Raw genomic sequence first — 13,705 nt, 5'->3', positions numbered from 1 at the left:
CGGTTTATTTTCCAACAGACGCTAAATGAGTTGTACTATATTGGCTATCGAATCCTCTTGTGATGAAACGTCGGCAGCGGTGATTTCTGATGGCAAAATACTTAATAATATTGTCGCCACGCAATCCGTCCACGAGAAATATGGTGGAGTGGTGCCTGAATTGGCTTCAAGAGCCCACCAGCAACACCTGATTCCGGTGGTGGCCGAAGCCCTCAGAACCTCGGGAGTTTCCAAAAAGGACCTGACCGCAGTCGCATTTACCCGTGGTCCCGGGTTGATGGGAGCCCTTTTGGTAGGCGGGTCTTTTGCAAAGGCCTTTGCCTATGCGCTGAACATTCCTTTGATCGAAGTGAACCATATGGAAGCGCATGTGTTGGCTCATTTTATTGAAAAACCATATCCGGAATTTCCCTTTATATGCCTTACCGTAAGTGGGGGGCATACTCAATTGGTGCTGGTAAAGAATCACCTGAACATGGAGGTGCTCGGCGAAACCTCGGACGATGCGGTGGGAGAAGCCTTCGACAAGATAGCCAAAATCCTTGGGTTGCCCTATCCGGGGGGGCCACACCTGGACAGGCTGGCTGGTAAGGGCAATCCAAAGGCCTATTCCTTTCCCCTATCCGATATGAAGGGCCTGGCATTTTCTTTTAGTGGAATTAAGACGGCTGTTTTATATTTCCTCAAAGAAAACATCAAACAAGAACCGGATTTTATTGCGACTCATCTGGAAGATATTTGTGCTTCCGTGCAATTTACCCTTGTAAAAATGCTGATGCAGAAGCTAGTGAAAGCGAGTCGGGAGCATCAAATTCTAGAAGTGGCCATCGCAGGAGGTGTGTCAGCAAACTCCGGGCTGAGGAATACGTTAAAAGAAGCAGCCCTCGAAAACGATTGGCAAATCTACCTTCCCAAACTAGAATATTGCACCGATAATGCCGCCATGGTCGCTATGGCAGCACATTATAAGTATCGGGCAGGGATATTTTGCGACCTGGATATCAGTCCACTTGCAAAAATGAAAATTGGATACCATGGCTAAAAAAAACACATTTGATAAGATCATCAACATCAAAAATAAAAAGGCGAGCTTTGAGTTTGAATTTTTGGATAAATTCAAGGCGGGCCTGGTCTTACGTGGATCGGAAATTAAATCCATACGCGAGGGTCGGGTTTCCCTAACCGAGGCCTACTGTTATTTCAAGGGAGAAGAGCTTTTCATCAAGCAAATGCACATAGCCCCTTACACCCTGGCCACCCATTATAACCATGATCCTGTAAGGGAGCGCAAACTTTTGTTGCAGAAGCAGGAACTTCGGAAACTTCAAAATAAGTTTTCAGAAAAGGGCCTTTCCATTGTTCCGGTTCGTATATTTATCAACGACCGAGGCCTTGCCAAAATGGAAATAGCGCTGGCAAAAGGCAAAAAAATCCACGACAAAAGGCAATCTATAAAAGAAAAAGATGCAAAACGGGACCTCCAACGAATGGCTTTCTGAACGTATTTACGGGATTTGCCGGGTAACACTGCTTCCCATGTACCGGGAACCGGTCCCAGGTTCCGGGATGAGTTCACAATTGCTTTTTGGGGAACTGTATCAGATCCGCCGACGCACGAAAGAGGGAGATTGGCTTTTCGCTGAAGGAGAAAATCAGGCCGGTTCCGGGTGGATACTGGCTTCCCAACATCAGGAGTTGGAGGAAGGGGGATTTGAATTTCTTAGCCAGGCAGCCCTGCACGTCACCACCAGCCCCATCAGTAAACTCATTTGGGACAAATCGCCCATTTATTTACTTCCCGGAAGCCAGTTGCATGCAGACCGAAACGAGCTTTTTGACTGGGGAGCTTCCTTTTTTTTTGAAGGAGAAAGCCGGCCTTTTTCTGAAAAAGTAACGAGAGAGCAGCTCGTGACCATTGCATCTACATTCATCAACGCGCCTTACCTATCGGGAGGCAGGAGTATTTTTGGCTTGTTTGGAGGGAGCTGGTTGCAGCTTGTGTTCAAAATCGGGGGATATCGGGTTCCGAATTACCTGTCTACGTTTCTTACAGCAGGAGAGGAGGTAGGCTTATCCGGAATGCAGGCCGCGGATGTATTGATTTTTGGAAACGAACTCGGGATTCCTTCCCGGGTTGGCCTGTACGCAGGAGAAGGGAGACTGTTATTGGTAGACGGAAAGGTCCGATTCGAGGCATTTGACCCTGATAATTGGTCGGCATCTAAAAACAAATCCCGTGATGCTCAGGTTCTTCATGTTAAAAATCTCGTGAAAAAATGAAGGAGCGGATGGAAAAAAAGGTTTTGGTGCTGAATTTGGATCATACACCCATCGGAATTGTCAACATTCAAAAGGCGTTTGTATTGACCTTTCTGGAAAAAGCGACTTCTTTGGTACATTTTGACTCTCTGGAAATTCGAACCGTAGACCGGGTGTTTCCCTACCCCGCCGTAATCCGCCTTTACGAATATAAAAACATTCCTTATAAAGGGGTGATGCTCAACCGGAACAATCTGTTTAAGCGGGACCAACACACCTGCCAATACTGCGGGGGGGAAAAGAGCCTAACGCTTGATCACGTGATTCCTCGTTCCAAAGGAGGTAAGAGCAGTTGGAAAAACCTGGTAACGGCCTGCCACCGTTGCAACACCCTCAAGGGTGACAAAACACCCGAACAGGCAGGTATGCAACTGCGTAACATGCCCTTTCGCCCCACTCTGTCCTATTTTTTGGCTGAATATGCCGAAAGACATGCAACGGAGTGGTTACCTTTTCTGGAGGTCAAGCCGGTGGGATAATTACAACGACGGGGGAGAAAGAACTTGATTTTTTGTGGGTTACGGGTTTCGATTGGCAAAATTATTCGTAAATTTGCAATCCGTTCGAGTGGACGGTTCGCTCTCAGGAGTGAAATCCATAATAAAACCTCAGCCAGATGACCCTAAGGCTGTTGAAAATCAGGGTTGTACTATATTATATGTCAAATCAAGAAGATTTTAACTGGGAAAAATTCGAAACCAAGGGATTTGGAGAAGGCTATACCAAGGCTGAGAGGGCCGAAATGGAAAAGCTGTACGACAAAACCCTTAATGAGATTACCGAAAAGGAAGTTATTACCGGCACTGTAGTCGGTATTAACGACAAGGATGTGATCATCAATATTGGTTTCAAATCAGACGGGCTGGTGCCTTTGAACGAATTCCGTGACCTTGAAGACCTGAAAATAGGAGACGAGGTGGAGTTGTTTATTGAGGAGCAGGAAAATTCATTGGGTCAATTGGTCCTTTCCCGCAAGAAAGCGAAAATGGTCAAAGCCTGGCAGACCATCGAAGAGGCATTGGAAGAAGACAATGTGATCGAAGGTTTGGTGAAGCGCAGAACCAAAGGCGGATTGATCGTGGATATCTACGGTGTGGAGGCTTTCCTCCCGGGATCCCAAATTGACGTGAAGCCCATCCGGGATTTTGATATCTACGTGGGCAAAAAGATGGAAGTAAAAGTGGTGAAAATCAACCATGCAAACGACAACGTGGTGGTTTCTCACAAAGTGTTGATAGAAAAAGATCTGGAGAAGCAAAAAGCCGAGATCCTGAACAACCTGGAAAAAGGACAGGTACTGGAAGGGGTGATCAAAAACATGACCAACTTCGGTGTATTCATCGATTTGGGTGGTGTAGACGGATTGTTGCACATCACAGATATTTCCTGGGGCCGAATCAATCATCCCGAAGAAGTGCTCAACCTGGACGACAAAGTGCAGATCGTGGTATTGGACTTCGATGATGATAAGAAGCGAATTTCCCTGGGCATGAAACAATTGACGCCACATCCATGGGATTCCCTTTCAGCCAGTCTGGAAGTTGGTTCCAAGGTTAAGGGTAAAATTGTCAACGTGGCCGATTACGGCGCCTTCCTGGAGCTGGCACCTGGAGTAGAGGGGCTGATACACGTTTCGGAAATGTCCTGGTCACAGCACCTGAGAAATCCAGCCGACTTTGTAAAAGTGGGTGACGAAATCGATGCGGTTGTATTGACGATGGATAAGGACGAACGAAAAATGTCCTTGGGCATCAAGCAACTCACCGAGGATCCTTGGACGAAGGCGGAAATGGGCGAGAAATACGCTATCGGTACCAAACACAAAGGTATCGTTCGAAACCTGACCAATTTCGGGTTGTTCCTGGAACTGGAAGAGGGAATCGACGGCTTGGTACACGTATCCGATCTTTCCTGGACCAAAAAAATCAAGCACCCATCTGAATTTGTGAAAGTAGGAGACGAGCTGGACGTAATTGTTCTGGAATTGGATCTTGACAGCAGAAGATTAGCGCTTGGTCACAAGCAACTCGAAGAAAATCCTTGGGATACTTTCGAGAGCGTGTTCCCGATCGGTTCTTCCCACAAATGTTCTATCATCTCTAAGAATGACAAAGGAGCCGTGTTGGAGCTTCCTTATGGACTTGAAGGTTTTGCTACCGCCAAAAATCTGGAGAAGGAAGACGGAACGCAGGCGGAAGCCGGGGAAAGTCTGGACTTCAGGGTAACGGAATTTTCCAAAGACGATAAGCGTATTGTGCTTTCGCATACAGCTACGTTCAAAGAAGATGCCATGCCGAAAGCTACTGCCAAGAAAGCGACAACGGGAGCCAAGAAAAAGGCTACCGGATCTGACAGCGCTGCTGGAGGGGAAAAATCCACCTTGGGAGATTTGGACGCATTATCTGCTTTGAAGGAAAAAATGGATCAGACAAAAAAGTAAGAATTGTTAAATAAGATTGAAAAGCGCCTTCCGGTACCGGTTGGCGCTTTTTTTGTGGTCTTGAGTGTTTTATTTCACCACTGATGGATACAGATTATCCCAGATTTATTTTTTAGCGTAGTTCTTTGGTTTACCACAGAACTTTTTCCGAGTGAAGGTAATTTTTCTTTTCCGATAAGCACACTGAAAGACGATGAACTCCCGTAAAGAAACAAAAAAAGCATCCCTTAGGGATGCTTTTCGGAGGTCGAGAGCGGATTCGAACCGCTGTACAAGGTTTTGCAGACCTCTGCCTAGCCACTCGGCCACTCGACCTGTTGATTAATTGAAGCGCAAATTTAGGGATTAAATATTCCCTATTCAAATCAACCAGTTAAAAATTATTATTTTCAATCTAAGACCGGATTTTTAACTAAAAATCTAAACCTGACCTTACCCATTGCCCGACCGGGTAATTATATTTCACAAATTATAAGTAAATGGAGTTATTTATAACGGTTCTAAATTAATTAAAATCCAATCACCTGTTTTATAATACTTTGGAATACAAAAGGTTACAATCATTTTACAATTTTTAACCAATCAGATACCCTGCTCTTCTCCAAGTTTGAAAAATAGAACTTGGGTAGTACATTTGTGGGGAATTTGAATTGCACTGAGATAATCTGAAAAAGTATATATAACTATGTCGATCAAACGCTCATTATTAGGGGTTTCCTTTCGCGTTATTCACCTGATGGTCCTGTTTTTCCTCTTTTTGGGGTTTCAGGCGTATGCGGTGGACCCTGAAGTACCGGATAGCGAGGATGCCATCTCCGCGGGTCAGTCTATTTTCAACGCTAACTGTAAAACCTGTCACCGGCTGGACCAGAAATTAATCGGGCCTGCGTTGCGAGGCGTTACCGATCGTAGAGAGCTGGACTGGACCAAACGTTTCATTCTTAATTCCCAGGTATTAGTCCAAAGCGGAGATCCTATTGCCGTTGAGTTGTTTGAAGAATACAACAATACCGTCATGCCGCCTATGGACTTTTTAGGTGAGGGGGAACTGATGAACCTGCTGGCCTACATTGAATACGGCGACAAAGCAGAGCCTGAAGCGGCTGCGGCTGCCGGTGATGCTGCTGCTGGTGCAGAGGGCGGTTCAGCTGGAGGCATTCCCAGTGAATACCTGACCATTATTCTGGTAGTTTTGGTAATTGTTCTGATCCTGGTGTTGGTGGTACTAGGCCTGATCGTATCGGTCCTGACCAAGTATATGAACAACAGCGACAAGCTGGATGCGGAGGATAAAGAATTTATCAATCAGAAAACCGACTACCTTGCCATATTGAAAAGTGACGGGTTTATAGTGATTGTAACCACCATAGTGTTGGCTTTTGTGGTTAAAACAGCAGTAGACGGTTTGTATACAGTAGGGGTTCAGCAGGGATATGCACCATCCCAGCCTATCGCTTATTCCCATGAGCTTCACGCCGGACAATACGAGATTCCCTGTCAATATTGCCATACCGGTGTGGAAATCGGAAAATCAGCTAATATCCCATCCGCCAATATTTGTATGAATTGCCACATGCACATACAGAATGTGGGTGGACAGGAGGGCATTTCCCCGGAAATCGCCAAAATATATGCGGCAGTTGACAACGATCAGCCCATTGAGTGGGTTCGGGTGCACAATTTGCCCGACCTGGCATATTTTAACCACTCCCAGCATGTGGCTGTAGGAGGTGTGGAATGTCAGACTTGTCACGGACCCATAGAAGAAATGGAAGTAGTGTATCAACACAGCTCACTGACCATGGGCTGGTGTATCGATTGTCACCGGAATACGGAGATCACCACCCGAGGCAACGAATACTACGATAAACTCGTGCAGTTGCATTCCGAATCCAAAGATGCCTTGAAAGTCAAGGATATTGGAGGTCTGGAATGTGCAAAGTGTCACTATTAAATCTTTACGAACATTCTTTTCTTTAATATACAATGAAAGAAAATAAAAAGACATATTGGAAAGGCTTAGAGCAGTTGACAAACGATCCCGAGTTTGTAAAACACGCCGATCAGGAGTTTCCGGGCTTTACTTCAAAGAAGAATCAAACGGAAGACGGTGGGTCCTCCAGAAGGGATTTTCTAAAAATGATGGGGTTCAGTGTGGCGGCGGCCTCGCTGGCTGCTTGCGAAGCACCGGTGAGAAAGGCTATCCCTTACGTGAACAAGCCCGTTGATATCAACCCTTCCATTCCCAATTACTACGCATCTACTTTTTCTAGTGATGGTAATTATGCATCCATCGTGGTAAAGACAAGGGAAGGACGTCCTATCAAGGTTGATGGAAATTCCCTTTCCCCCATTACCCAAGGTGGCACCAATGCTATCGTGGAGGCATCGGTACTTTCCCTATACGACAAAGCCAGACTAACAGGGCCCCAGATAAATGGGCAGCCTGTTGAATGGCCCGCACTGGATGCAGAGTTGGGCAGTAAGTTGGCCTCTGCCGGCTCTATTAAGATCGTCGCCAATACCATTCTGTCCCCAAGCACCGATAGAGCGATTCGCCAGTTTGCAGAACGTTACGGAGATGTAGAACTGGTTACATACGATCCCATTTCTAATTATGGTATTACACGTGCCAGTGAAGTCTATTATGGCTCCAATATACTTCCATCCTATCACTTCGATAAAGCAAAGGTAATTGTGAGCTTTGGAGCCGACTTTTTGGGGAGTTGGATTTCTTCGATCGAATTTGCCAGGCAATACAGCAAAGGCAGAAAAATATCCAAAGAAAATCCGGAAATGTCCCGGCATTTTCAATTTGAATCTAACTTATCCCTAACTGGGGCAAACGCCGATTACCGTACAACCCTTACCCCTTCCCAAAGTGGATTGGCGGTATTGTCGCTTTATAATATGATTGCCGGAAAGGCAGGTGCCGGTAGTGCTGGCGGTAGCAACCTGGATTTGCCTCACCTTGCCAGGGCTGCGGATGAATTGTGGGCAAACAGAGGAAACACCTTGGTGGTATCGGGTTCAAACGACCCGAATGTTCAGGTAATCATCCATGCGATAAACGAATTATTGGGAAATACAGGAACTACTGTAGATGTAGAAAACCCGGTTTATTTCCGAAAAGGAAATGATCGGCGCATGAACCAATTGGTCAGCGAATTGAATGCCGGTAAGGTAGGAGCGGTTATTTTTTATAACTGTAATCCGGTATACGATTTTGGTGGCGGGCAGTCACTGGCAGAAGGTATCGCAAAAGCCAAAGTATCCGTATCCACGGCAGAGGTGAAAAACGAAACGGCCTCTCTGGTGCAATACCTGACTCCGGATCACCACTACCTTGAATCCTGGAATGATTTTCAGCCTAAAAAAGGCTCGTATAGCTTGGCTCAGCCCACCATTACGCCATTATTTAACACCCGACAGGCACAGGAAAGCTTTTTAAAATGGGCTGGAAATTCCATTTCGTATTACGATTTTATACGCGAAGATTGGCAAGCCCTTTACGAAAGTTTAGGAGAGGGAGCTGATTTTCAATCTTTTTGGGATAAATGCCTTCATGACGGGGTCTACTTGGCAGGAGAAGCCGAAGGAACCGAAGAAGATGCAACCGTTTCCGCTACAGGAGATATCGCTGCGGCGGTTTCTGCTATAGGACAAACGTATCAGGCCCAAGGGTCAGGAGCCGAATTGGCAGTATATGCCAAAGTAGGTATCGGTTCCGGGACCTTTGCCAATAATCCCTGGCTGCATGAAATGCCCGATCCGATTTCCAAAGCAACTTGGGATAATTACCTTACTGTTTCCCAAAAATGGGCCATGGAGAATGGATTGGAGATGAAAGAAGGGGCCACGAAAATGGCCAACGTTTCGGCCAATGGTGTTTCTTTCACCGTGCCTGTGTTGGTACAGCCTGGACAGGCAGAAGGCACTTTTGGCCTGGCCTTAGGATATGGACGTACTGCGGCCGGTAGGGTAGCAGACGGACTTGGAGTAAATGCTTACCCCTTGCTGGACGCCAGTAAAGGTTTTGTTAGCTATGACATAACCGAAGGAGTGAGTGTTAGTCTTACTGAAGAAGCTTATAGCATTGCCCAGACCCAGACCCAACAAACTTTTATGGGAAGGGATTTTGTCATTCAGGAAGCTACCCTGGATGAGTATAAAGAAGATGCCAGTGCAGGAAGGTACCATCCGGAAATTTACAAAGACGGCGAATTCGTGAAGCCTAGTAAAATTTCCCTGTGGTCCGGTCACAAATACAGCATGCATCACTGGGGGCTGGCCATAGACATGAATTCCTGTATCGGTTGTGCAGCCTGTACGGTAGCCTGTAGGGTGGAAAATAACGTGGCTGTCGTCGGTAAGCAAGAGGTGTTGAACCGTAGGGAAATGGCCTGGATTCGTATAGACAGGTACTACAGTTCACCAGAAACGGCCAATTCCTATAAAGAGTTGGAGAAAGCTGCAGACAATCCGGAAGTAACATTTCAGCCCATGATGTGTCAGCATTGCAATAACGCTCCCTGTGAGACGGTTTGTCCGGTAGTAGCTACCACGCATAGTTCTGAGGGTCTGAATCAGATGACTTACAACCGTTGTATCGGTACCAGGTATTGTGCCAATAACTGCCCCTATAAAGTAAGAAGGTTCAACTGGTTTAAGTACCATGACAATAAAGATTTTGCTGGCGTGAACATGGCCCAAAACGATGATTTGGGTAAAATGGTTTTGAATCCGGATGTGACGGTACGAGCCAGAGGGGTGATGGAAAAGTGCTCCATGTGTGTGCAACGTATCCAGGCCGGTAAACTGGCTGCCAAGAGAGAAAAAAGGGAAGTGAAGGATGGCGATATAAATGTGGCCTGTGCCGCTGCCTGTCCTACAGAAGCGCTGGTATTTGGTGACCTGAACGATAACAATTCCAGAGTATCCAAAATGCTTAAGATTGAAGAAAATTCGATTGAAGCGATCAAGGAGGTCAATGAGGAGCGTGCCTATCATGTGCTGGAGGAAATCAATGTCAACCCGAACGTTTGGTATTTTACCAAGATCAGAAATAAGGACAAAAACGAAGCTTAATAAATAAATCGATAAAATATGCAGGTTACTTCACCCGTACGCGATCCGCTGGTCACCGGCGGTAAGACATACAAGGACGTTACCAATGATATTGCCAGGCATGTCGAAGGAAAGCCTACCGTTGGTTGGCTGCTTGGATTGGCAGTGTCCTTAGGTGCACTTTTGATTGGCAGTTTGGCCCTGGTAGCGACACTTTGGGAGGGCATTGGTATGTGGGGATTGAATAAGACTGTAGGCTGGGCCTGGGACATCACCAACTTCGTATGGTGGGTGGGTATTGGTCACGCCGGTACCCTTATTTCTGCGGTATTGCTATTATTTAGGCAAAAATGGAGAACCTCCATTAACCGTGCTGCCGAAGCCATGACCATTTTTGCGGTAATATGTGCCGCGCTGTTTCCCCTGATTCACATGGGCAGACCATGGGTGGGAGCCATTTGGGCGCTGCCGCTTCCAAATACTTATGGATCCCTTTGGGTGAATTTTAATTCTCCGCTGCTTTGGGATGTGTTTGCGATTTCCACTTATTTTTCCGTTTCCCTTGTCTTTTGGTACATCGGTTTGATCCCGGATTTTGCCACTATCCGTGACAGAGCGACGGGCATGCGTAAAACCATCTACGGTGCATTGAGCTTCGGCTGGGATGGTGCTGCAAAAACCTGGATGCACTATGAAAGCGTTTCCTTGATATTAGCCGGTTTGGCCACACCTTTGGTGCTTTCCGTGCACACGATTGTATCCTTTGATTTTGCAACGTCAGTAATTCCCGGTTGGCATACCACTATCTTCCCTCCTTATTTTGTAGCGGGAGCTATTTTCTCCGGATTCGCGATGGTGCTTACCCTGATGATTGTTACCCGGAAAGTGTTCAAACTGGAAGACTACATTACCATAGGTCACATCGAATTGATGAACATCGTAATTATCATCACCGGATCTATTGTAGGGATTGCTTACATCACCGAGTTCTTTATGGCATGGTATTCCGGGGTAGCTGCCGAGCAGTATGCCTTTGTAAACCGGATGTTTGGTCCGTATTGGTGGGCTTACTGGTCCATGATGACTTGTAATGTGATCTCTCCGCAGCTTTTCTGGTTCAAAAAGATCCGGACTTCCATCGTAGCTACCTTTATCCTTTCCCTGGTAGTGAATATCGGAATGTGGTTTGAGCGTTTCGTAATTATCGTGACCTCCCTGCATCGTGATTATCTTCCGTCCTCATGGGTAATGTTTTATCCGACCATCACGGACGTAGGAGTATATCTCTTTACATTTGGCTTCTTTTTTACGGCCTTCCTATTGTTTGCCAAATTTTTCCCAGTGATCAACATGGCAGAAGTAAAGGCAGTTTTGAAATCTTCATCTGAAAAAAAAATTAACTAATCATGGAAAGAGACAAGCATTTTATCCTGGGGATCTTTGATGATGAGGACATTCTGCTGAATGCCGTTAAGGAGATACGTGACACCGGTATTAGAATTCACGAAGTATTCTCTCCCTATCCGGTTCACGGATTGGACGAAGAATTGGGATACAAAAGAAGTCGTTTACCCATTGCTGCCTTTTTGTTTGGTGTTTTGGGAACCACCCTTGCGCTGACCATGCAGTTTTACATGATGAAAATCGACTGGACCATCATTATTGGCGGAAAGGATTTTGCGGCTTTTCCGGATTTTATTCCTGTCACCTTTGAATTGACGGTTCTTTTAGCTGCCTTTGGAATGGTAGGGGTATTTATGATCAGCAGCAATCTCAAGCCCTGGGCTCAGCCTCGTATCTTTGATTTGAGAAGTACCGATGACAAACACGTCATGGCCATAGATATTGCAACGAACGCTTCGGTGGATTTGGAAAAAATCAAAGATGCCTTAAAATCATCGGGAGCAACGGAAGTAAATAGTAAAAGTTTTGACTAAGTAATCGCTATCAAATGAAAATAGTAACATCCATATATAGCTTGGCTGTAGTTGGGATTTCACTTGGAATGACATCCTGTGGTGCAGAAGGAGATTATCCAGGTACCGAATACGCCCCTCAGATGTATCATTCTGTCCCCTACGAGCCATTGAGCCAGATCCCGAATGAAGAAGAAGGCATGTGGCTTTCTAATAGAGAAGATGGTAAGGGAGAATTTTACAACAGTAATCCCATCAATCAACATAAAATGAATATGCGGATGCCTGTTCCCAATACGGTGCCAAGAGATCCACGGGGCATATTGCCCTACCGACTCAGGGTTGCGGATTTGGAAGGTGCGGCGCTGGTGGAAAACCCGATTGAATTAAGTGATCAGGTGCTTGCAGAGGGCGAGGAACTTTATATACAATATTGTTCTTCCTGCCATGGTACCGGGGGAGAAGGCGATGGTAAAGTAGGAATGGTGATTGGTGGTGTTGCCAATTTAAAAGGTGGCGCTTACATTAATTTGCCCGAGGGCCATATTTTTCATGTCATTACCCATGGTAAAGGTAGAATGGGGGCTCATGGTTCCCAGATCACGGCTGACAGAAGGTGGAAAATTGTACACTATGTTAAACAAGAAATTCAGACGCAATAATGGCACAGGCAAAAAATTACAATTTGGATCAGAAATTTGATTTTACCGATTCGGTAAAAAAAGTGATTTTCATTCTGGGTGGCATTGGCGCGTTATTACTGGTTTTAGGAATCCTAGCGGCTGCTCTAGGCGGTGGCCATGGAGAAGAAGGAGGACATGCTTTTCACTGGACCCAGCGACTATTTGCTAATTTATGGATCAATAATGTGTATTTCACAGGAATAGCCATTATTGGTGTTTTCTTCTTTGCCATTCAATATGCTGCTCAGGCGGGCTGGTCTACTGCTTTGTTACGAATCATGCTTTCCTTTGGTTACTGGCTTCCCATAGCAGCTGTTTTGATGTTGGTAACCTTTTTTATTGCCAATCACGATTTGTTTCATTGGACTCATAGTTATGTTTTTGACAAAGCGGATGCAGGATACGACCGGATAATTGATGGAAAAGGAAACTTTTTCTACTGGCCTATGGAAAAAGGAACTTTTCCTATTTTCTATATAGTCCGGATGGTACTGTTTTTTGGTTTTTGGGTATTCTTCTTCAATAAATTAAAGTCTCTTTCATACGAAGAGGACTTACAGGGAGGAACTTCTTATTGGTACACCCTTAGAAAGTGGTCAGCTATCTTTCTTGTTTTCTTTGCGGTATCTTCTTCTATCAGTGCCTGGGATTGGGTGATGTCCATAGACACTCATTGGTTTTCCACACTGTTTGGGTGGTATGTTTTTGCTTCCTGGTTTGTGGCCGGGCTATCTGCCATTACACTGGTGACTGTTTTCCTAAAGGATCAGGGGTACCTGGAGATGGTTAATCAAAACCACATTCACGACTTAGGGAAATTTGTTTTTGCGTTTTCCATTTTCTGGACGTATATATGGTTTTCGCAGTTCCTGTTAATCTATTATGCTAATATTCCAGAGGAGTCGGTTTACTTTATCGAAAGGCTTTCCAGTGACGTGTATGGACCGTATATATTTGTAAATATTGTGCTAAACTTTGTTTTACCCTTTCTTGTTCTTATGACAAGAGATGCAAAAAGGCACAATATCTTCTTAAAATTGGTTTGTACACTCATTATATTAGGACATTGGGTTGATTTCTTTCTGATGGTTCAACCGGGAACACTCGGGCACAATGGGGGTGTTGGATTAATGGAATTAGGGATGTTGCTCGTTTACGGTTCTGCTTTTGCTTTTGTGGCTTTGAGCAATCTCTCAAAACATAATCTGATCGCCAAAAACCATCCCATGTTGGAAGAAAGCTATCATCATCACATTTAATTACATTCCGAAACAGTTATA

Annotated in this window: 11 protein-coding genes and 1 tRNA gene; 11 read left to right on the top strand and 1 reads right to left on the bottom strand. The window is 45.3% G+C overall.

Going from position 1 to position 13,705, the window contains the following annotated elements; genetic code table 11:
* Positions 1-25 precede the first annotated feature (25 nt).
* From tsaD to rpsA, 5 genes are all read left to right on the top strand, one after another.
* A complete protein-coding gene (tsaD, locus tag GKS34_RS07000; protein ID WP_163384088.1) occupies positions 26-1,042 on the top strand; it encodes a tRNA (adenosine(37)-N6)-threonylcarbamoyltransferase complex transferase subunit TsaD in 1,017 nt (338 codons plus the stop codon).
* Entirely contained in the window at positions 1,035-1,499 is a 465-nt protein-coding gene (gene smpB / locus GKS34_RS06995; RefSeq protein WP_162341268.1) for an SsrA-binding protein SmpB, read from the top strand. The genes tsaD and smpB overlap by 8 nt, the downstream gene beginning before the upstream one ends.
* Positions 1,465-2,280 (top strand): NlpC/P60 family protein, encoded by an 816-nt coding sequence (locus GKS34_RS06990; RefSeq protein ID WP_163384087.1) that lies wholly within the window; start codon positions 1,465-1,467, stop codon positions 2,278-2,280. Before smpB ends, GKS34_RS06990 begins: the two co-directional genes overlap by 35 nt.
* 8 nt (positions 2,281-2,288) lie before the next feature.
* On the top strand, positions 2,289-2,798 hold the full coding sequence (locus GKS34_RS06985) for an HNH endonuclease (protein ID WP_163384209.1): 510 nt from the start codon (positions 2,289-2,291) through the stop codon (positions 2,796-2,798).
* 179 nt (positions 2,799-2,977) lie between these two features.
* A complete protein-coding gene (gene rpsA, locus GKS34_RS06980) occupies positions 2,978-4,759 on the top strand; it encodes a 30S ribosomal protein S1 (protein ID WP_163384086.1) in 1,782 nt (593 codons plus the stop codon).
* A gap of 244 nt (positions 4,760-5,003) precedes the next feature.
* Here the strand turns inward: rpsA and GKS34_RS06975 are convergent.
* Positions 5,004-5,074: transfer RNA gene (locus GKS34_RS06975), tRNA-Cys, on the bottom strand.
* A gap of 370 nt (positions 5,075-5,444) precedes the next feature.
* On the opposite strand from GKS34_RS06975, the gene GKS34_RS06970 reads away from it, so the two are divergent.
* The 6 genes from GKS34_RS06970 to GKS34_RS06945 are packed head-to-tail and all read left to right on the top strand — an operon-like array spanning position 5,445 to position 13,684.
* Positions 5,445-6,713 (top strand): c-type cytochrome, encoded by a 1,269-nt coding sequence (locus GKS34_RS06970; protein WP_163384085.1) that lies wholly within the window; start codon positions 5,445-5,447, stop codon positions 6,711-6,713.
* A gap of 32 nt (positions 6,714-6,745) precedes the next feature.
* Positions 6,746-9,847: a TAT-variant-translocated molybdopterin oxidoreductase gene (locus tag GKS34_RS06965; RefSeq protein WP_163384084.1), complete on the top strand. Its 3,102-nt coding sequence runs from the start codon at positions 6,746-6,748 to the stop codon at positions 9,845-9,847.
* An 18-nt stretch (positions 9,848-9,865) separates the two neighbouring features.
* On the top strand, positions 9,866-11,230 hold the full coding sequence (nrfD, locus tag GKS34_RS06960) for an NrfD/PsrC family molybdoenzyme membrane anchor subunit (RefSeq protein ID WP_163384083.1): 1,365 nt from the start codon (positions 9,866-9,868) through the stop codon (positions 11,228-11,230).
* A gap of 2 nt (positions 11,231-11,232) precedes the next feature.
* On the top strand, positions 11,233-11,763 hold the full coding sequence (locus GKS34_RS06955) for a DUF3341 domain-containing protein (protein ID WP_163384082.1): 531 nt from the start codon (positions 11,233-11,235) through the stop codon (positions 11,761-11,763).
* A 14-nt stretch (positions 11,764-11,777) separates the two neighbouring features.
* Positions 11,778-12,404 (top strand): c-type cytochrome, encoded by a 627-nt coding sequence (locus tag GKS34_RS06950; protein WP_163384081.1) that lies wholly within the window; start codon positions 11,778-11,780, stop codon positions 12,402-12,404.
* Entirely contained in the window at positions 12,404-13,684 is a 1,281-nt protein-coding gene (locus tag GKS34_RS06945) for a quinol:cytochrome C oxidoreductase (protein WP_163384080.1), read from the top strand. The genes GKS34_RS06950 and GKS34_RS06945 overlap by 1 nt, the downstream gene beginning before the upstream one ends.
* Positions 13,685-13,705 lie beyond the last annotated feature (21 nt).

The organism is Cyclobacterium jeungdonense, from assembly GCF_010994275.1.
GTDB lineage: Bacteria > Bacteroidota > Bacteroidia > Cytophagales > Cyclobacteriaceae > Cyclobacterium > Cyclobacterium jeungdonense.
Note: the sequence above shows the minus strand (reverse complement) of the source record. Positions and strands in the feature narration are given on the sequence as shown.

Coding starts and splice junctions, on each gene's coding strand:
- tsaD (WP_163384088.1), top strand. CDS start 26: ATGAGTTGTACTATATTGGCTATCGAATCCTCTTGTGATGAAACGTCG.
- smpB (WP_162341268.1), top strand. CDS start 1,035: ATGGCTAAAAAAAACACATTTGATAAGATCATCAACATCAAAAATAAA.
- GKS34_RS06990 (WP_163384087.1), top strand. CDS start 1,465: ATGCAAAACGGGACCTCCAACGAATGGCTTTCTGAACGTATTTACGGG.
- GKS34_RS06985 (WP_163384209.1), top strand. CDS start 2,289: ATGGAAAAAAAGGTTTTGGTGCTGAATTTGGATCATACACCCATCGGA.
- rpsA (WP_163384086.1), top strand. CDS start 2,978: ATGTCAAATCAAGAAGATTTTAACTGGGAAAAATTCGAAACCAAGGGA.
- GKS34_RS06970 (WP_163384085.1), top strand. CDS start 5,445: ATGTCGATCAAACGCTCATTATTAGGGGTTTCCTTTCGCGTTATTCAC.
- GKS34_RS06965 (WP_163384084.1), top strand. CDS start 6,746: ATGAAAGAAAATAAAAAGACATATTGGAAAGGCTTAGAGCAGTTGACA.
- nrfD (WP_163384083.1), top strand. CDS start 9,866: ATGCAGGTTACTTCACCCGTACGCGATCCGCTGGTCACCGGCGGTAAG.
- GKS34_RS06955 (WP_163384082.1), top strand. CDS start 11,233: ATGGAAAGAGACAAGCATTTTATCCTGGGGATCTTTGATGATGAGGAC.
- GKS34_RS06950 (WP_163384081.1), top strand. CDS start 11,778: ATGAAAATAGTAACATCCATATATAGCTTGGCTGTAGTTGGGATTTCA.
- GKS34_RS06945 (WP_163384080.1), top strand. CDS start 12,404: ATGGCACAGGCAAAAAATTACAATTTGGATCAGAAATTTGATTTTACC.